We start from the raw sequence: 14875 nt of genomic DNA, 5'->3' as shown, positions 1-14875 counted from the left end.
ACCAACGCCATACCTTTACCGGGAGCCATTCAGGCACCCCTGACACCTGAGGAGCAGATATGACACAGAATACCATTGACTGGAACGAATGCTGGAAAGAGCAGTGGCAGAAGAACCATGAAATAAACAACCGGAAGGACAGTGCCGGCATGTGGGACGAACAGGACGCCGCCCGCAAATTCTACCGGATGTCGTATGAAAAGAACGGCGAACGGGTCAACAGAACGATTGCCGGGCTTGCCCTGACACCCGAATCACGGGTCTGCGATGTGGGGGCGGGGCCCGGTGCCATCACCATTCCCATCGCCCGGCAGGTCAGCCATGTGACCGCTGTTGAGCCATCTGAAGGCATGTTTGCCGTGCTGCTGGAAAACCTGAGAGATGAGAAGATTGCCAACGTGGACTGCGTGAAGAAACGCTGGGAGGATGTGGATGTGGCAGCGGACCTCTGCGGACCCTATGATGTGGTCTTTGCCTCATTCTCACTCGACGTCCCTGATATGAAGGCAGCGATAGAGAAGATGTGCGCAGCCTCCTCACAATATGTCTACATCTACTGGTTTGCCGGAGAGGCATCCTGGGAGACGATGGCAATAGATCTCTGGCCAAAACTCCACGGGACAGAATACGTTTCATCACCAAAATCCGATATCATCTTCAACATCCTCTACGCGATGGGCATCTACCCGCATGTCGAGCATTTTGTCTATGAACACATCTACCGGTTTGCAACCGGGGATGAGGCCGTCGAATACTTCAAACCACGGCACTTTGTCACCACTCCCGGGCAGGAAGAGCTCCTCAGGGAGTATATCATGCAGTCCCTGCAGCATGACGGGGATACGGTCATCGTGCCGGGCCATTCCCACCGCATGAAGATCTGGTGGGATGTGAATGATTTTGCTCCGGTTGAGTAGGGAAAGACAGGGTTTTTGTATCATTCCCCTTTTTCCGTAGAACAGACATGGGACAGCAGTGATCAGACCTCATATCCTAATGCATATGAAGCTCTGGTTTCTAACTTAGCCATACGTAATATAACCCGGAATCATCAAAAAAGCAGAAGATTACTCCCGCAAAAACCGTATCACCTGTTCAACCACTTCCGGGTTGCCGGGCAGCCGTACATGGCAGTATTCTGCCGGAGCACCATCCAGCACCGTCGGGTCGGCCGGCAGCAGTACCGCCTCAGCACCCGCGATGAGAGAGTCGGCATGGGAAACAATGCCGTCCCCACGGACGGTCTTCTGCCACCCGTCGGGCGAATATTCCCAGGTCTGCCCTCCAAACAGGGGAAAGAAATCCGGGGTGGCCGTTAGATTTCCGGCAACGATCACCCGGTACCTGATATCCCTGCGCAGGCCTGCCTTGCGCAGCACCTCCACAAAGGGCCCGGTTCTCCGGAATTCCTGTACCAGCCGGTCCTCTGCGGGGTCATAGGTCCGCGGCACAAAGGTGCCGGTCAGCCGCCGGAGGATCTCCGGCCCGTGGATGGGATCATTGAAGAGTTCCGCCATCGAGGACCCGTTATTCGGAGGGCCGATGCCGATGAGAGTCCGCACCGGAATCCGGCAGGACGCCCCGTCCATCACCTCCAGCATATACCGGGCCACCGCAGCGCCCATAGAGTGGCAGACCAGATCAACCGGTCCGTGATATGCCTGCTCCTCCTGCATCGTGTGAATAAAGTCCATCAGGGCACGGCCAATCTCTTCTGCCCCTGCATCCCGCAGTCCGCTGTGGCTGAAGTTCCAGCATACAAAAGACTCCTCCTCCAGCCTGCGGATGAGAGGTTTCCATACCCCGGGGTGACTCTTCCACCCATGCACAAGCACGACAGGACAGCTCGGTTGCATAAGGAATATTGTCATTCCTCAACCAAGAAATCATTGGTAAAAAAGGTTTTTAGTGGTCGTTCCCTTTGTTCACCGGAGCAACCTCATCCAGTTCATATGTGCCGGGCTCAACAGTTGTATCCTTCATAATATACATCGGAATAGCGAAGAACGCGATTCCCAGGCAGATAATGCCGACGACGATGAGGGCGAGAAGCAGGAGCATGAAGAGGCCTGCAGCGATGACGCCCAGATTGGCCAGTACAAAGAGGATAACTGCGATGATGACACAGGCAAGGAGGATGATACCCCCTGCCCGTCTGCGGCGGCTGTTTGTCTCGGTCATAGGCTCATCAGAACTTCAGCTGGAATCCGCCGCTGTCGCCTCCGGATGACTGGGCAGGGAGGAACGGCAGCACGGCATTTGCCAGCTGCGGCAGGGTCATTGACTGAATAATTACTTTCCCGGGTCCGGTGAGCGTGGTCATGAAGAGGCCTTCACCGCCAAAGAGTGCCGTCTTAATGCCGCCGACCGCCTGGATATCGTAGGTGACCGATGGCTCCCACCCGACCACATGGGCTGTTGAGACCTTGTACACCTGATCCGGTTTCAGGTCAATCTCCACAAGGTCGCCTGCTGCATGCAGGAATACCATGCCCTCACCCGAGAGATGCTGGAGAATAAACCCTTCACCGCCAAAGAAGGTGGAGCCAAGGCGCTTCTGGAATGCAATCTCCCATTTTACGCTCTCTTCAGCGCAGAGGAATGCATCCTTCTGTGCAATGAACTCCTTTCCGGTAATGTCAAGCGCTGCAATCTTTCCCGGGCAGTTGCCGCCGAACGAGACCAGACCCGGACCGCCTGCACTGGTAAAATGCGTCACCATAAAGGATTCACCCGCAAGGGTACGTTTGAGCCCTTTCAGCAACCCGCCCTGAAGCTTTGCATCCATGGTGATGTTGCCGCTCATGTACACAAGGGCACCGGCCTCGGCGTAGACCATCTCGCCAGGCTGGATTTCCAGTGTGACAAACTGAAGATTATCTCCGATCAGCGTGTATTTCATATTGTTCTATGCGCAAAAAATGGTAAAAAAGGTTATTGTATGCACTCCCTGTCGGGGTGGAGCATGTGAGAATGCAAATCTCAGGTGTGGCTGTGAGTATGGTCCATTCCGGAACGATTCGTATGTCCGTTTGCGGGAACTACCACCGGATGACCGGCAACCGTCTCTACATGGACCGGCAGCCCATACACCTCTTCGATGACATCAGCCCGGATGACATCGTGGCCCCCGGCCTCGTAGATCGTGCCGCCCTTCAGGAGGATAAACCGGTCCGAGAACCGGATGGCAAGATTGAGGTCATGCATCGTCATAACAGCAGATACCTGGTGGCTCTTCACGACCCCCTGTATGGTGGAGAGGATATCGATCTGATTCTTCAGGTCCAGACTGCTTGTCGGCTCATCAAGGAGCAGAAGCCGTGGTTCCTGCACAAGGGCTCGGGCAATACTCACCTTCTGGAGTTCCCCGCCGCTCATCTCATCAGTGTAGCGCAGGGCAAGACTCTCAAGCTCCAGCATCCGGACTGCAGATTCAACAATCTTCAGGTCGGTGTCAGAGACATTCCAGCCCATATGCGGGCGCCGACCCAGGAGAATGGCATCAAAGACGGTCAGACGTGCCTTCTCGCACTGCTGTGCCACATATCCGATGCGTCGTGCCACCTCCATACGTGAGAGGGAGAGGATGTTGTCATCGCCCACAAGGATAGCACCGGCCTTCGGTGCAAGAATCGCATTGATGCAGCGCAGAAGCGTGGTCTTCCCTACCCCGTTTGGCCCGAGAATGGAGACCACTTCTCCCGGCTGGACGGAAAAGGAGACATCATGCAGCACATCTGAACTGCGGTAGGTAAACGAGACATCATGAATGTCAAGAATCACTGTGACCGCCCCCGGATGATGAGATACAGAAAGATCGGAGCTCCCATGAATGCAGTGAGGATGGCAACCGGGAGGATATGGGGGGCGAGTATCAGACGGGCGGCCGTGTCAGAGGCAAGCAGCAGGAGTGCTCCGCAGACACAGGTCCCGGGGATCAGGTAGCGGTGATCGTCACCGATTAACCGCCGGACCATATGGGGACATACAAGACCGACAAACCCGATAATACCCAGAAACGCCACGATGACCGCGGTGACAAACGAGGCTACAAGCATCCCCACAATGCGTTCACGCCCCACATTTACACCCAGTCCTTTTGCCGTCTCATCACCGGCATCAATCGCATTGTAGTCCCAGCGCTTCAGGACGAAATAGATGATTGCTGCTGTGACAACGACGGCCATCACAATCAGTTCATTCCACCCGGCCCGGCCCACATCACCGAACGTCCAGAATACGACCGCTGCAAGCTGCACGTCATCGGCAAAATACTGCAGAAACATCGTCCCTGCGGTAAAAAGCGAACCGATGGCAACGCCTGCGAGCACCATCACCTCAGGCGATGAAGCCCGGATACGGGATATCGCGATGATGATGCCGGTTGCAATAAGGCAGAAGAGAAAGGCAAAGATGGTGGTGATATATGGGTTATTGAGTGCAATTGCGTCAGCGCCGCTGCTGCGCATGGTGCCGGTTCCGAGAATGATGACTGAGAATGCGGCACCGAATGCGGCTGCATGGGAGATACCCAGGGTAAACGGTGATCCAAGCGGATTTCTCAAAACGGACTGCATCCCCGCCCCGGCAATCGCAAGGCCGGTTCCCGCCACTATAGCAGCAAGCGCCTGCGGCAGGCGAATATTCCAGATGATCCGGTCATAGAGCGGATCCGGTGCCATTCCGGTGAGAGTCCCGACAACAGAACGAATGGGAATGTCAACAGCACCGACCGCAATGGAGACCACAAGCAGCAGCAAAAGCACCAGAACGCCTGCTCCAATAACCGCCACCTTCCGGCGGGTGTATGTGATATAGCCTTCCGGTATTTTGCCGTCAGCAAAATGCATCAGGCCACCCCCGGATAGCAGGCGGAAAGAACTGCACAAAAAAACCTGTCATCTCTGCCACCCGTTTTAGAAAAAAAGATGTATTGGTCATTCCATGCTGATCCGTTTGAATGCCTTTCTGTCGAAAAGACTGTCCATCTCATCAAAGACCGGTTCTCCCACAAGGAATGCGTATATCTCATCTGCTTTCTCTGCCGGGTCAACGTCTGAGAATGCATCCGGGTAGAGCACGGTGCCGATGAAGTAGGCGTCGGCCATCACTGAACCATGGTTAATGGAATACCAGTTATACGGCAGCACACCGTACACCTCGCCTGCCTGCACGGCAGTCATCGCGGCGTATGACGGGTCGTCTCTCAGTTCATCGACGGCTGAGGGTGCGGTCTGGAGAGTGGAAAGGTCAACAAAGATGACCTCAGGGTCAAAGGCGATGATCTTCTCCTGTGCGATATCAGCATGTGCGGTATCAGGCCCTTCAGAGAGCATACGGGCATTGACAAACGTGAACGGCGGATAGGCAGGCTCGGTTGACTGGAAGCCATGCGGGCCGCGGTAGGCGATGCCGCCGACAAAGACGGTCGGGCGGTCCCCGTCTGCAATGCCCCCAGTCCGTGCGTTCAGGTCTGCCGTGAGGCTGTCAAGGTAGGTGACCACGGCTTCAGCACGGTCTTCTGTGCCCATGATGGTGCCCATCGTCCGGAGTGACTGGTCCAGATCAGCCCGTTTGGCCCCCAGATCGCCATACTGCAGGGCAATCACCGGAATGCCGGTCTTCTCCTGCAGCTCATCAGCCTCGGATGCCTCAATGCACTGGGTCTTGAAGATCACCTGCGGATTGCAGGCGACAATCTTTTCGGGGTCGTCATTTCCGCGGAATTCACCGATCATCGGCAGGGAGGAGAACTGTGGGTTTGCAATGGCATACGGCCGTGCATCAAAGATGTTCTCTTTTATCTCCATATCATCCACCCCGACAGCCCGGTCCTCTGCCTGCAGATAGGTCAGATAACGCAGACAGCCGGAGCCGGAACAGACAACCCGCTCAGGGTACGCGGGGACGGTTACACTTCTGCCCATCCCGTCTGTGATGGTCATCGTCTCACCGGATGCGGCTTCATCTCCGGCAGGTATGGCTGCGGATGACGAGGTGCTGGTGCACCCTGCACAGAGTGCCACAGCGAGAAGCAGGCCGCATACAGCGGCAATAAATATTCCATTATATTTCATACGATCAAGTCACACTAATTTCATATTTCGTAGCATAACTAAAAAAGTGTTGCGGAATTAGTCATACATAATTTTACATATAAAATATTCATATGATTTATTCTGTGATAATGTATAGAATGTATGCCGCAGACATCCGGCAGCAAAAGGATAAAATGGGTTAAAAAAACAGAATTCCACAATTCTCTCCATACAATATGTATCAGGATCCGTCATGCAGAATTGAAAAAATGACAAGAACAATTGAGAACAGAGAACCATCTATATATAGTATCACGTAGGGTAATCCATTTGTGAATCATCATGGCAGTACATAACGCCGGAACCCCGGCACCCGCATTCTGTCTTCCGGACAAAGACAATACCGAAATCTGCCTGACCACATTTGCCGGAAAATGGATTATTCTCTATTTCTATCCAAAGGATAATACCCCCGGATGCACAACCGAGGCAAAAGGCTTCAATGAAGAGCTCGAAGAATTCTCCCGGATTAACGCGGAAATCATTGGAATAAGTGCCGATTCATGCAAAAGTCATGCAAAATTCGCCGGCACGCATGGTCTGAAGATTATCCTCCTCTCCGATGAATCACACACAGTCATAGAAAAATACGGAGCATGGCAGCCCAAAAAAATCCTCGGACGTGAAATACTGGGTATTGTCAGGACTACCTATATCATCGGTCCGGATGGCATCATCCGGGAAGTCTGGCCGCATGTACGGGTGACGGGCCATGTGGCGGCCGTAAAAAAACGGCTGGAAGAACTGCAGGCTTCATCCGGATGAGGAATTTGATCCTGTATCTGCTTTTCTTTGCCCAGTCACAGAGAAAAAAGGGATCAGAAGAGAAGAGATTAAGGATTGCATTCCCCACAGATGCAAAAATACTGTCATGACAAGTACATGTGTCCCTTCAGATGGATGCACGGATGGGGAACGTGACAGAGACAGAAGAATTGTTTCCCTGCGGCTGTCACCATGACAGACTACCCCCCGATAGGTTCATCTCACAGGAAATCTATTCAACCCCCATGGTGACCGGTTTCCGGTTCCCGGAGATAACTGCTGAAACACTCTCCGGGAAGAGAAAAACGCTCCCTGACGCAGCAAGGGGGGCACCCGCACTTATTGTCGTGGCATTTGTCCGTGAAGCACAGGACATGATCGATTCATGGATCATTCCTTTAAAAAAGGAGTTTCGTGGTTCAGAATCAATTGCAGTCTATGAGATTCCCGTCATCAGCTCAGCTATCTGGCGGCCGATGCGAAGAATCATTGACGGAGGGATGCGTTCAGGCATTCCGAAAGCAGACCATGACTATGTGATGACCATCTACAGCACTGCATCCGAACTCACCCGCCCGCTTGAGATCACCGATCAGTCATCGGCATACCTCTATCTCATCGACAAAAACGGGATCATCCGCTGGGAAGGCAGGGATTTTGCAGAGACACAGACCCTGTACCGCCTGAAGGAGATGATACGTAAATGCCTCAGGCAGGAGAACAGGGAGGTAGTTACAGGCGCAGGGAGAGAAGAGCCTTCTGTCCCCCTCCCATAAGCATCAAAGACACAGCATTTCCGTGTTTCCTGATTGCATGGCAGGCGCAGGAAACTGTTTCTCTCAGACGTGCTGTGCTTCCGTGTAGGCATCATACATGGAATAGATCCATACGACGACATACAGCGGGATTGCAATAAGCGTGAACCAGAAGAATGCCAGGATACCTGCTGCAACAAAGAGCAGAATTGCTTTCAGAAACTGTCCGGTATAAAACTGTCCCAGACCGGGAATAAAGAACGAAAATATCAATGCGAGAAGGGGGGATGCCATATACTACAGGCTTTTCCCGCCGAAGAGATGAATATGCTGATTTGTGCAGGGTATAAACAGGACGTCTATGGGATTTCCGGTGACAAACCGGCAAAAGGAATAAATCACTTTTTTTCAAATATTTCTGGGTGAAAGCAGACCACGGATGCAGTACCCCGTTTCTTCGTGCATGTATCATCGCACTTCTCATTTCATCAATTGTCCTTACCGCAGGGTGCCTCCAGTCAGTGCCGTCACCGCAGTCACCACCCTCCGGGAACGATGATGCCGCAGCACATGCAGAAATGCTGCAGATCCTCGGTACACTCCAGGGTGATATCAATACCCGGCTGTCCGCACTTGACAAAACAGCGGCAGAGACAGCCACGGAACTCTCAGATATGGGGCTTGACGCCACATGTGCCTGCAATTACGTTCCCCTGACAACACTCCTCTATGCCGACCCCTCCGGCAAAACCGTGGTCATCGTTGGGAGGGACGGCACCGTCCTCTCAGGACTGCCGGCAACAGAGACCAGTACAATCATCGGAAAGAATCTGGGCAACCAGACAGTTATTCGGCAGCTCTTTGCCACCAGACAGGCACTGATGAGTGACATTATACCTCTCGAACAGGGCGGCTATGCCTCTGTCATCGAATACCCGGTGTTCACCGGCAATGACTGCCTGACAGGGCTTGTAAGCCTCTCATTTGCACCGGATGAAATCATCGGCCGGTATGCAGAGCCTGCCGTGGAAGGCACCCCATATACCATCATGGCAGCCCAGACAAACGGACGGGTTCTCTATGATGCAGACCCGGAGGAAATAGGGAAAGAGACCTTTAATGAATCTCTCTATGAGGGATTCCCGGAAATACCCGACTTTGCACGCCACTATGCCGGCAACTGGTCAGGCTATGACACGTATGCATTCTATGACACCGGCTTTGGAAGAGTCGTGCAGAAAGAAGCCTACTGGACCACCATCGGGATGCATGGAACGGAGTGGCGACTCATTATCATCCGGAAAACAGGAGATTCTGAACGCTGAAGTGACACAATTGTGTACATGAGAAAAAGAGAGGAAAACAGAAGAAAAAATCCTTCTTTACCTGATACACAAAAAGACTTCCTGCACCACTGCCACAAGGATATCCATCTCGGCCAGAGACCTCCTGACACCAGAATCCCACGACAAGGGTATAATATGATGATTTATCACCGGTCGAGAGCAGACATCAGTAACAACGAAATACCAGGACCATCTCACGCATTTTTATGATTCATGCTCACCGATGAGGAGGGCTGAAGAATCAGAACCTTCTCAAACCAGCATATCACGGACCGGCATTTAAAATCCATACGGGCAAAGTTGTTTTTCTATGTGGGCAACGCCAGTTCGACAGAAGCACCGGAATCCGGTGTCCCTTCAGTACGGATAAAAGACAAAGAAGAGCAGGCACAACCCACAGAGGAGCCACCCTGCAGGTGACACATCACGAAATCTCCCGGATATGACTTTAAAAAAAGGGAAGAGGACAAATCCTGCACAGAGACCAACCCCGATATTGTAGGTGAAGGCCATCATCGTGATAACAATGAATGCAGGGACGGACTCAGTGTAATCATCGAACCGGATATTTCCTACTGATGTCATGAGAATCAGTCCGATAAAGACCATAGCAGCTCCGGTTGCCTGTGGAGGAACGGCAATAAAGAGGGGATAAAAGAAGAGTCCTGCGAGAAACAAAAGAGACACAACCACAGCCGTCAGTCCGGTCCGCCCTCCTGCTTCAATTCCGGTTACAGACTCCACATATGCACCGGTGGTTGTCGTCCCGAGGAGAGCCCCCACCGTGGTTGCGAGCGCATCAGCCAGAAAGGGTTTCTCTGCGTGCGGAAGGTTCCCGTTTTCATCAAGAAAACCGGCACGTGCGGACACACCAATAAGCGTTCCCATCGTATCCAGAAGGTCCATGGTAAAGACAGAGAGCACCACGGCAAACATACCCCAGGTAAAGACCCCTGCGATATCCAGCTGGAGAAATGTCTCTGCAACAGACGGAGGCAATGACACAACAGCCTCAGGAGGGGGTGCAACACCGGAGATAAATGCAAGCAGGGCAGTTACAATGATTCCTATCAAAAGAGCTCCATGCACCTTCCGAACCATAAGGACGCCAATCAGGAGAAACCCTGCTACGGCAACGATCAGTGCAGGATCCTGCAGGTCTCCAATCATCAGTGGTTCGCCTTCCACGCCGGTCGTTATGATGCCGCTCTGGATTAGACCAACAAATGTGATAAAAAGGCCAATACCTGCCGCAATTGCATTCTTCATAGAGACCGAGACAGCCCCGGTAAACACAACCCGCCACTTTGTTACCGTCAGGAGGGTAAAAAGAACACCGGAAACGAATATGGCCCCCAATGCAGTCTGCCAGGAGTATCCCAGCACTCCGCATACTGTATAGGCGACAAATGCGTTCTCACCCATATACGGCGCTACCCCAAACGGACGGTTTGCATAAATCCCCATGACAAGGGTCCCAAAGAAAGCGGTGAGAATGGTTGCCGCCATGGCCGCACCAAAGGGCATGCCGGCATCCTTCAGAATGGAGGGATTGACAATGATGATATAGGCCATCGCGATGAAGGTGATACACCCTGCCATGCATTCCCGGCGGATAGTGCTTCCCGCCTCCTGAATGCCGAAATATGAGTCAATGGATCTCCTCAGTCGCTCCCCTCCATTCATGATATCCCACCGTTTTCATACGTCCCTGACAGGGGAGTGTACATGAACATATATTGAGTACTGAGGATATAAACAAGGCACGATATTCTCCTCAAAATACCGGTATAGCAACTCATGTAAGCAAAAAAGCCGGAATGAGATATCCACATTGATAAAAATTAGGGGCAGCAATCTACAAGATAGACAACAGGCATTTCAGGAGATTTTTAGAGAGGAGAACCTCACCCGTTATTCCGGAACACACATTTTCGATTTTTGCACCATCTTACACCGGGAAAGACATATGATAGCAACCTGACTCACAAAATCGTGAACACAACCCATATATTCTGAATGAACAACCCTTTGCCATGCAACCTTGAGGTGCAAACCAATATCATCCCGTTTTTCAAATACATTTTCGATCAGAGGCATGTGCACCTGCTATAACCCGCTAAGAACCTGAAATGGTCATGGTGTGCAGGAATCTGATTCTGGCATAATTATCATCCTGTATATATATCATGAGAATACCTCCTTTTTTGCAGGAAAGCAGTACGAACATGTGGTCACAGGGGTATCCGGGAACGAATAGAGTGGAAGGTACCCTGCAGGGAGCACTATTCCGCCGTGATATCACGCACATCTGCTGCCAAACGGACAGCCTGCACCGGAGACGGAAAAGACATGTCGCCGGAAGGATGAATGACCATGAATGTCTGGCCGGCAGCAGCTAAGACACCCTTAAACCTGATAGAACATGTATACTTAGGGTGTGAAAGAGAGCATGGACAGGCAGATAGGAGTCATCGGGACGGGGAGCATGGGGGGCATGCTCATCAGGTCATTTCTCAGGGGTGGTGCAGCAATTCCCCAAAACCTCTGTGCTGCAAACCGCACACCGGAGGCGCGTATTGCAATTGCCGCAGAAACCGGGATACAGACCGCAGACGACAACCGTACACTTGTAAAAGACTCAGATGTTATCCTCCTCTGTGTCAGACAGCCGGACGTGATGCCGGTCATGGAGGAGGTAAAAGACCTCCTGACTGAAGACAAACTGCTCATCTCGGTTGCATCGGATGTGCCCCTGAGCGCACTCGAATCCCTGATTCCCGCACGGGTGGCGCGGGTGATACCCTCGGTCACCTCAGAACAGCTGAAGGGGGTCTCACTCATCGTTTTTTCAGATCGTACCACACAGGCCGACCACGAACGGGTCATCTCCCTCTTCGGGGCCATCGGCACCCCGGTCATCATTTCAGAGCCGGATATCGAGCCCTATACCACCCTCACCAGCTGTGCCCCGGCATTCTTTGCGGCAATGGTCCGTGAATTTGCCGCATCCGCAGCCCGGATGACTGGGGTTCCCGCAGATGAGGCAGAAGCACTTGCCCGCGAGACATTCATCGGCACAGCCGCCCTGCTGGAGATTCCCGGAACGGCGTGTGCAGATATCATCAGCCGGGTGGCCACCCCCGGAGGAATAACAGAAGTTGGGGTAAAGATCCTGTCCCGTGAATTCCCCCCGGTATGCGATGAACTGTTTGCAGCAACGGAGAAAAAACATGCATCATTCCGGGTTCCATCCCCCGGAAAAGAATGAGCGAAAGGTCGGTCGGCCCCGACCCCCGGCAGGCGGCAGAACCTGCGGGGTAATACTGCATAAACACAAAAGACTACTCTCCCACCAGATATGACATCAGAAGATAGTGCCAAAGGCATTGACAGTGCCGGAACAGACAGACTATATACCGCCATCATCATCGGAGGCGGCCCTGCCGGGCTCTTCTGTGCCTGCCGTGCCGCAGGGAACAACCGGCGCATCCTGGTCCTCGAGAAGATGCCTTCCTGCGGGAGAAAACTCTGCATCACAGGAGCGGGCCGGTGCAATCTCACCCATACCGGATCAATGGCTGAGTTTACGGCACATTACGGGGATGGCGGAAAATTTCTCCGCCCTGCCCTGATGAACTTCACCAATTCTGACCTGCTGGCATTTTTCAAAGACCGCGGCCTCTTCTTTACCCCCGATGAAAACGGCAAATACTTTCCCACAGACGGGACCGCAAAGGATGTCCTCTCCATCCTTCTTGCAGAGTGCGACCGTGCGGGAGTTAAAGTCCGGTGTGGGGAGCCTGTCCGGGCAATCGATCATAAAGACGGCCTTTTCTCAGTCAGGACAGGAGATGCCGTATATATTGCAGAGCATGTCGTGCTCGCAGCCGGCGGGGCCTCCTACCCGGCGACCGGGTCGACGGGAGACGGATACACACTCGCCGGTATGCTGGGATTGCCGGTCACCGAGACAGGCCCGGCACTCGCTGCCATCATCATCAGGGACTATCCCTTCCGTGATTTAACCGGTATATCATTCGATGGTGTCCCGCTCTCCCTCTACCGGGAGAACAAAAAAATACGGGAGGTAACCGGGGACATCATCCTCACGGTAAACGGCTTTTCCGGCCCCGGTGCCCTGCATATCTCCCGGTATGTCCGTCCCGGAGACAGCCTGCACGTGGGTTTTATAGCCGCCACGGGTCAGGACCATGCCAGAAAGGAGCTGACCGACGCCATCACAGATGGAAAAAACCGACAGGTAAAGACTGTGCTCACAGAGAAAGGTATACCCGTCCGGTTTCTCCTCCGCATGCTTGAACTCTCCGGCATCCCGCGTGATGCCACCTGCGCCCATCTCACCAAACCAAACCGAAACACCCTCATCAGGCATCTGACAGACTTCCCGTCCACGGTGGCAGGAACAGAAGGGTATGCGACGGCGATGGCAACACGGGGCGGGGTGGCACGTGATGCCATCCGGCAGAAGACCATGGAAGCAAAAACAGTGCCCGGGCTCTTCTGCATCGGGGAGGTGACAGACATCGATGGCGACACCGGCGGGTATAACCTGCAGGCAGCTTTTTCAACCGCTGCACTCGCGGCAGATGCCATTGCATCGAAGAAAACCGGCAGGAACACATAACAAAAAGCACCCCTCCGATCCCATGATGACCTGTCGCAGAGTATGTTCCATCCAGATTCCCGGCAGAGGCAAAGAGATGACTGAATAATCCCGTTCTATCAGAAAAAGGAAAAATGCAATGAAATTTCTTCCTGCCTATTCCTTCTCATCCCGGATGCCTGCTGCCGACCATCTGCCCGTTGAACGCCGGTATACGAGGGCCCCGGCTACCGGGCAGACCTCAACGCACCGGCCGCACATATAGCATTCCGATTTCCGGTCGCCCACCTTCGCTTCATCGGTGGGACAGGCCCGCTCACAGCGTCCACATTGAATGCAGGTATCTGTCCGCCGGAACTTGAAGGCGCTCACCGCCGCGGTGAGGGATAAAAGCAGCCCGTACGGGCAGATGAACCGGCAGAATGGCCGGTATACCACCATTGAGAGAAGCAGCACCCCGAGAAAGACATAGAAGAGAACAGACGTCACATCAAATGAAAAGAACTCTTTGAGGCCAAAATAATCGATAATTCCGACAGACCACCCGAACGCCGCTGCAAGAACAATCACAAAAACAACCGCCCGGATACCCAGAGACATCAACTTCCCGTTCTGTCCACATTTGGGCAGGGGAACGAGGGAGGCAAGCTCCTGAACGGCACCGGCCGGACAGATATGCCCGCAGAATATTCTCCCGAACACCAAAGAGAGAATCAGCATCAGAGTCAACCCGGCAGCTGCCACCTGGAGGGAGGCGCCCAGCGATACAGCGTCCCGGAGAATCAACTGCTGGAAGTTATGCGGCGCAACAGGAGCAAAGATCAGAAATCCCAGTGCTGTGGAGATGAGTAAAAAAACAAACGCCTTTTTCCGATTTATTTTCCCGGTATACCAGAGTATTGCAAGCGCAAATACCACTATAATTGCATACGCAAACCCTGCCGCACGGGGAATGAGATTTGCAGCAACTCCTCCCCCTCCACTACCGGTACCCGTTCCCCCACCTGTATTCCCACCTGTATTCGCGCCTGTCCCCCCGCCGGTTCCGCCGCCTTTTCCGCTCATATGTCATTCTCTCCCTCTCATGCTGTTTGGGATATAGTCTGGATTTCCGGCAGAGAAGAAATACCTTTACCCAAGAAATCCGGGGATTTTTCCGGCGAAGGAAAGTGGGGGTGACAAGCAGTGCTTTGGATACAAAACCGTCACGACACCAAAAGAGTATTCAGAAATATCGAAAGATATGCACACTGATCTCGCCGGTTTTCACGTGAAACCTTTATT

At 53.1% G+C, this 14875-nt stretch carries 15 protein-coding genes; 6 read left to right on the top strand and 9 right to left on the bottom strand.

Annotated features, from left to right (window positions below; genetic code table 11):
- The first annotated feature begins 59 nt into the window (after positions 1-59).
- Entirely contained in the window at positions 60-917 is an 858-nt protein-coding gene (locus tag L1S32_RS11645) for a class I SAM-dependent methyltransferase (RefSeq protein WP_278155266.1), read from the top strand.
- Positions 918-1067: 150 nt separating this feature from the next.
- On the opposite strand, the gene L1S32_RS11640 is transcribed toward L1S32_RS11645, so the two are convergent.
- From L1S32_RS11640 to L1S32_RS11615, 6 genes are all read right to left on the bottom strand, one after another.
- Complete coding sequence (locus L1S32_RS11640) at positions 1068-1856, bottom strand: alpha/beta fold hydrolase (protein ID WP_278155265.1); 789 nt, start codon at positions 1854-1856, stop codon at positions 1068-1070.
- A gap of 49 nt (positions 1857-1905) precedes the next feature.
- Positions 1906-2181: a hypothetical protein gene (locus L1S32_RS11635; protein ID WP_278155264.1), complete on the bottom strand. Its 276-nt coding sequence runs from the start codon at positions 2179-2181 to the stop codon at positions 1906-1908.
- Between the two features lie 7 nt (positions 2182-2188).
- Positions 2189-2902 carry a TIGR00266 family protein gene (locus L1S32_RS11630; RefSeq protein ID WP_278155263.1) on the bottom strand — a complete coding sequence of 238 codons (714 nt, stop codon included), beginning with the start codon at positions 2900-2902 and terminating at the stop codon, positions 2189-2191.
- 80 nt (positions 2903-2982) lie between these two features.
- Positions 2983-3783, bottom strand: a complete 801-nt coding sequence (locus L1S32_RS11625; RefSeq protein ID WP_278155262.1) for an ABC transporter ATP-binding protein — start codon at positions 3781-3783, stop codon at positions 2983-2985.
- The gene (locus tag L1S32_RS11620) at positions 3780-4850 is read right to left on the bottom strand and encodes an iron ABC transporter permease (protein WP_278155261.1); all 1071 of its coding nucleotides are present in this window, start codon (positions 4848-4850) and stop codon (positions 3780-3782) included. Before L1S32_RS11620 ends, L1S32_RS11625 begins: the two co-directional genes overlap by 4 nt.
- Positions 4851-4937: 87 nt before the next feature.
- Positions 4938-6077 (bottom strand): iron ABC transporter substrate-binding protein, encoded by a 1140-nt coding sequence (locus L1S32_RS11615; RefSeq protein WP_278155260.1) that lies wholly within the window; start codon positions 6075-6077, stop codon positions 4938-4940.
- A 303-nt stretch (positions 6078-6380) separates the two neighbouring features.
- On the opposite strand from L1S32_RS11615, the gene L1S32_RS11610 reads away from it, so the two are divergent.
- Both L1S32_RS11610 and L1S32_RS11605 read left to right on the top strand, forming a co-directional pair.
- Positions 6381-6863 carry a peroxiredoxin gene (locus L1S32_RS11610; RefSeq protein WP_278155259.1) on the top strand — a complete coding sequence of 161 codons (483 nt, stop codon included), beginning with the start codon at positions 6381-6383 and terminating at the stop codon, positions 6861-6863.
- Between the two features lie 245 nt (positions 6864-7108).
- Entirely contained in the window at positions 7109-7639 is a 531-nt protein-coding gene (locus L1S32_RS11605) for a hypothetical protein (protein WP_278155258.1), read from the top strand.
- A 63-nt stretch (positions 7640-7702) separates the two neighbouring features.
- Here L1S32_RS11605 and L1S32_RS11600 read toward each other — a convergent pair whose 3' ends face one another.
- A complete protein-coding gene (locus L1S32_RS11600) occupies positions 7703-7912 on the bottom strand; it encodes a hypothetical protein (RefSeq protein WP_278155257.1) in 210 nt (69 codons plus the stop codon).
- Between the two features lie 128 nt (positions 7913-8040).
- On the opposite strand from L1S32_RS11600, the gene L1S32_RS11595 reads away from it, so the two are divergent.
- Positions 8041-8943, top strand: a complete 903-nt coding sequence (locus L1S32_RS11595; RefSeq protein WP_278155256.1) for a hypothetical protein — start codon at positions 8041-8043, stop codon at positions 8941-8943.
- A gap of 378 nt (positions 8944-9321) precedes the next feature.
- On the opposite strand, the gene L1S32_RS11590 is transcribed toward L1S32_RS11595, so the two are convergent.
- Positions 9322-10650, bottom strand: coding sequence for an NCS2 family permease (locus L1S32_RS11590; RefSeq protein WP_278155255.1), 1329 nt, complete (start codon positions 10648-10650; stop codon positions 9322-9324).
- Positions 10651-11416: 766 nt separating this feature from the next.
- Here L1S32_RS11590 and L1S32_RS11585 point away from each other — a divergent pair.
- Positions 11417-12235, top strand: a complete 819-nt coding sequence (locus L1S32_RS11585; RefSeq protein ID WP_278155254.1) for a pyrroline-5-carboxylate reductase dimerization domain-containing protein — start codon at positions 11417-11419, stop codon at positions 12233-12235.
- Positions 12236-12325: 90 nt separating this feature from the next.
- Positions 12326-13612: an NAD(P)/FAD-dependent oxidoreductase gene (locus L1S32_RS11580; protein ID WP_278155253.1), complete on the top strand. Its 1287-nt coding sequence runs from the start codon at positions 12326-12328 to the stop codon at positions 13610-13612.
- Between the two features lie 135 nt (positions 13613-13747).
- Here the strand turns inward: L1S32_RS11580 and L1S32_RS11575 are convergent, their stop codons facing one another.
- Positions 13748-14656 (bottom strand): 4Fe-4S binding protein, encoded by a 909-nt coding sequence (locus tag L1S32_RS11575; protein ID WP_278155252.1) that lies wholly within the window; start codon positions 14654-14656, stop codon positions 13748-13750.
- Positions 14657-14875 lie beyond the last annotated feature (219 nt).

The organism is Methanogenium sp. S4BF (genome assembly GCF_029633965.1).
Taxonomy (GTDB): Archaea; Halobacteriota; Methanomicrobia; order Methanomicrobiales; family Methanomicrobiaceae; genus Methanogenium.
Note: the sequence above shows the minus strand (reverse complement) of the source record. Positions and strands in the feature narration are given on the sequence as shown.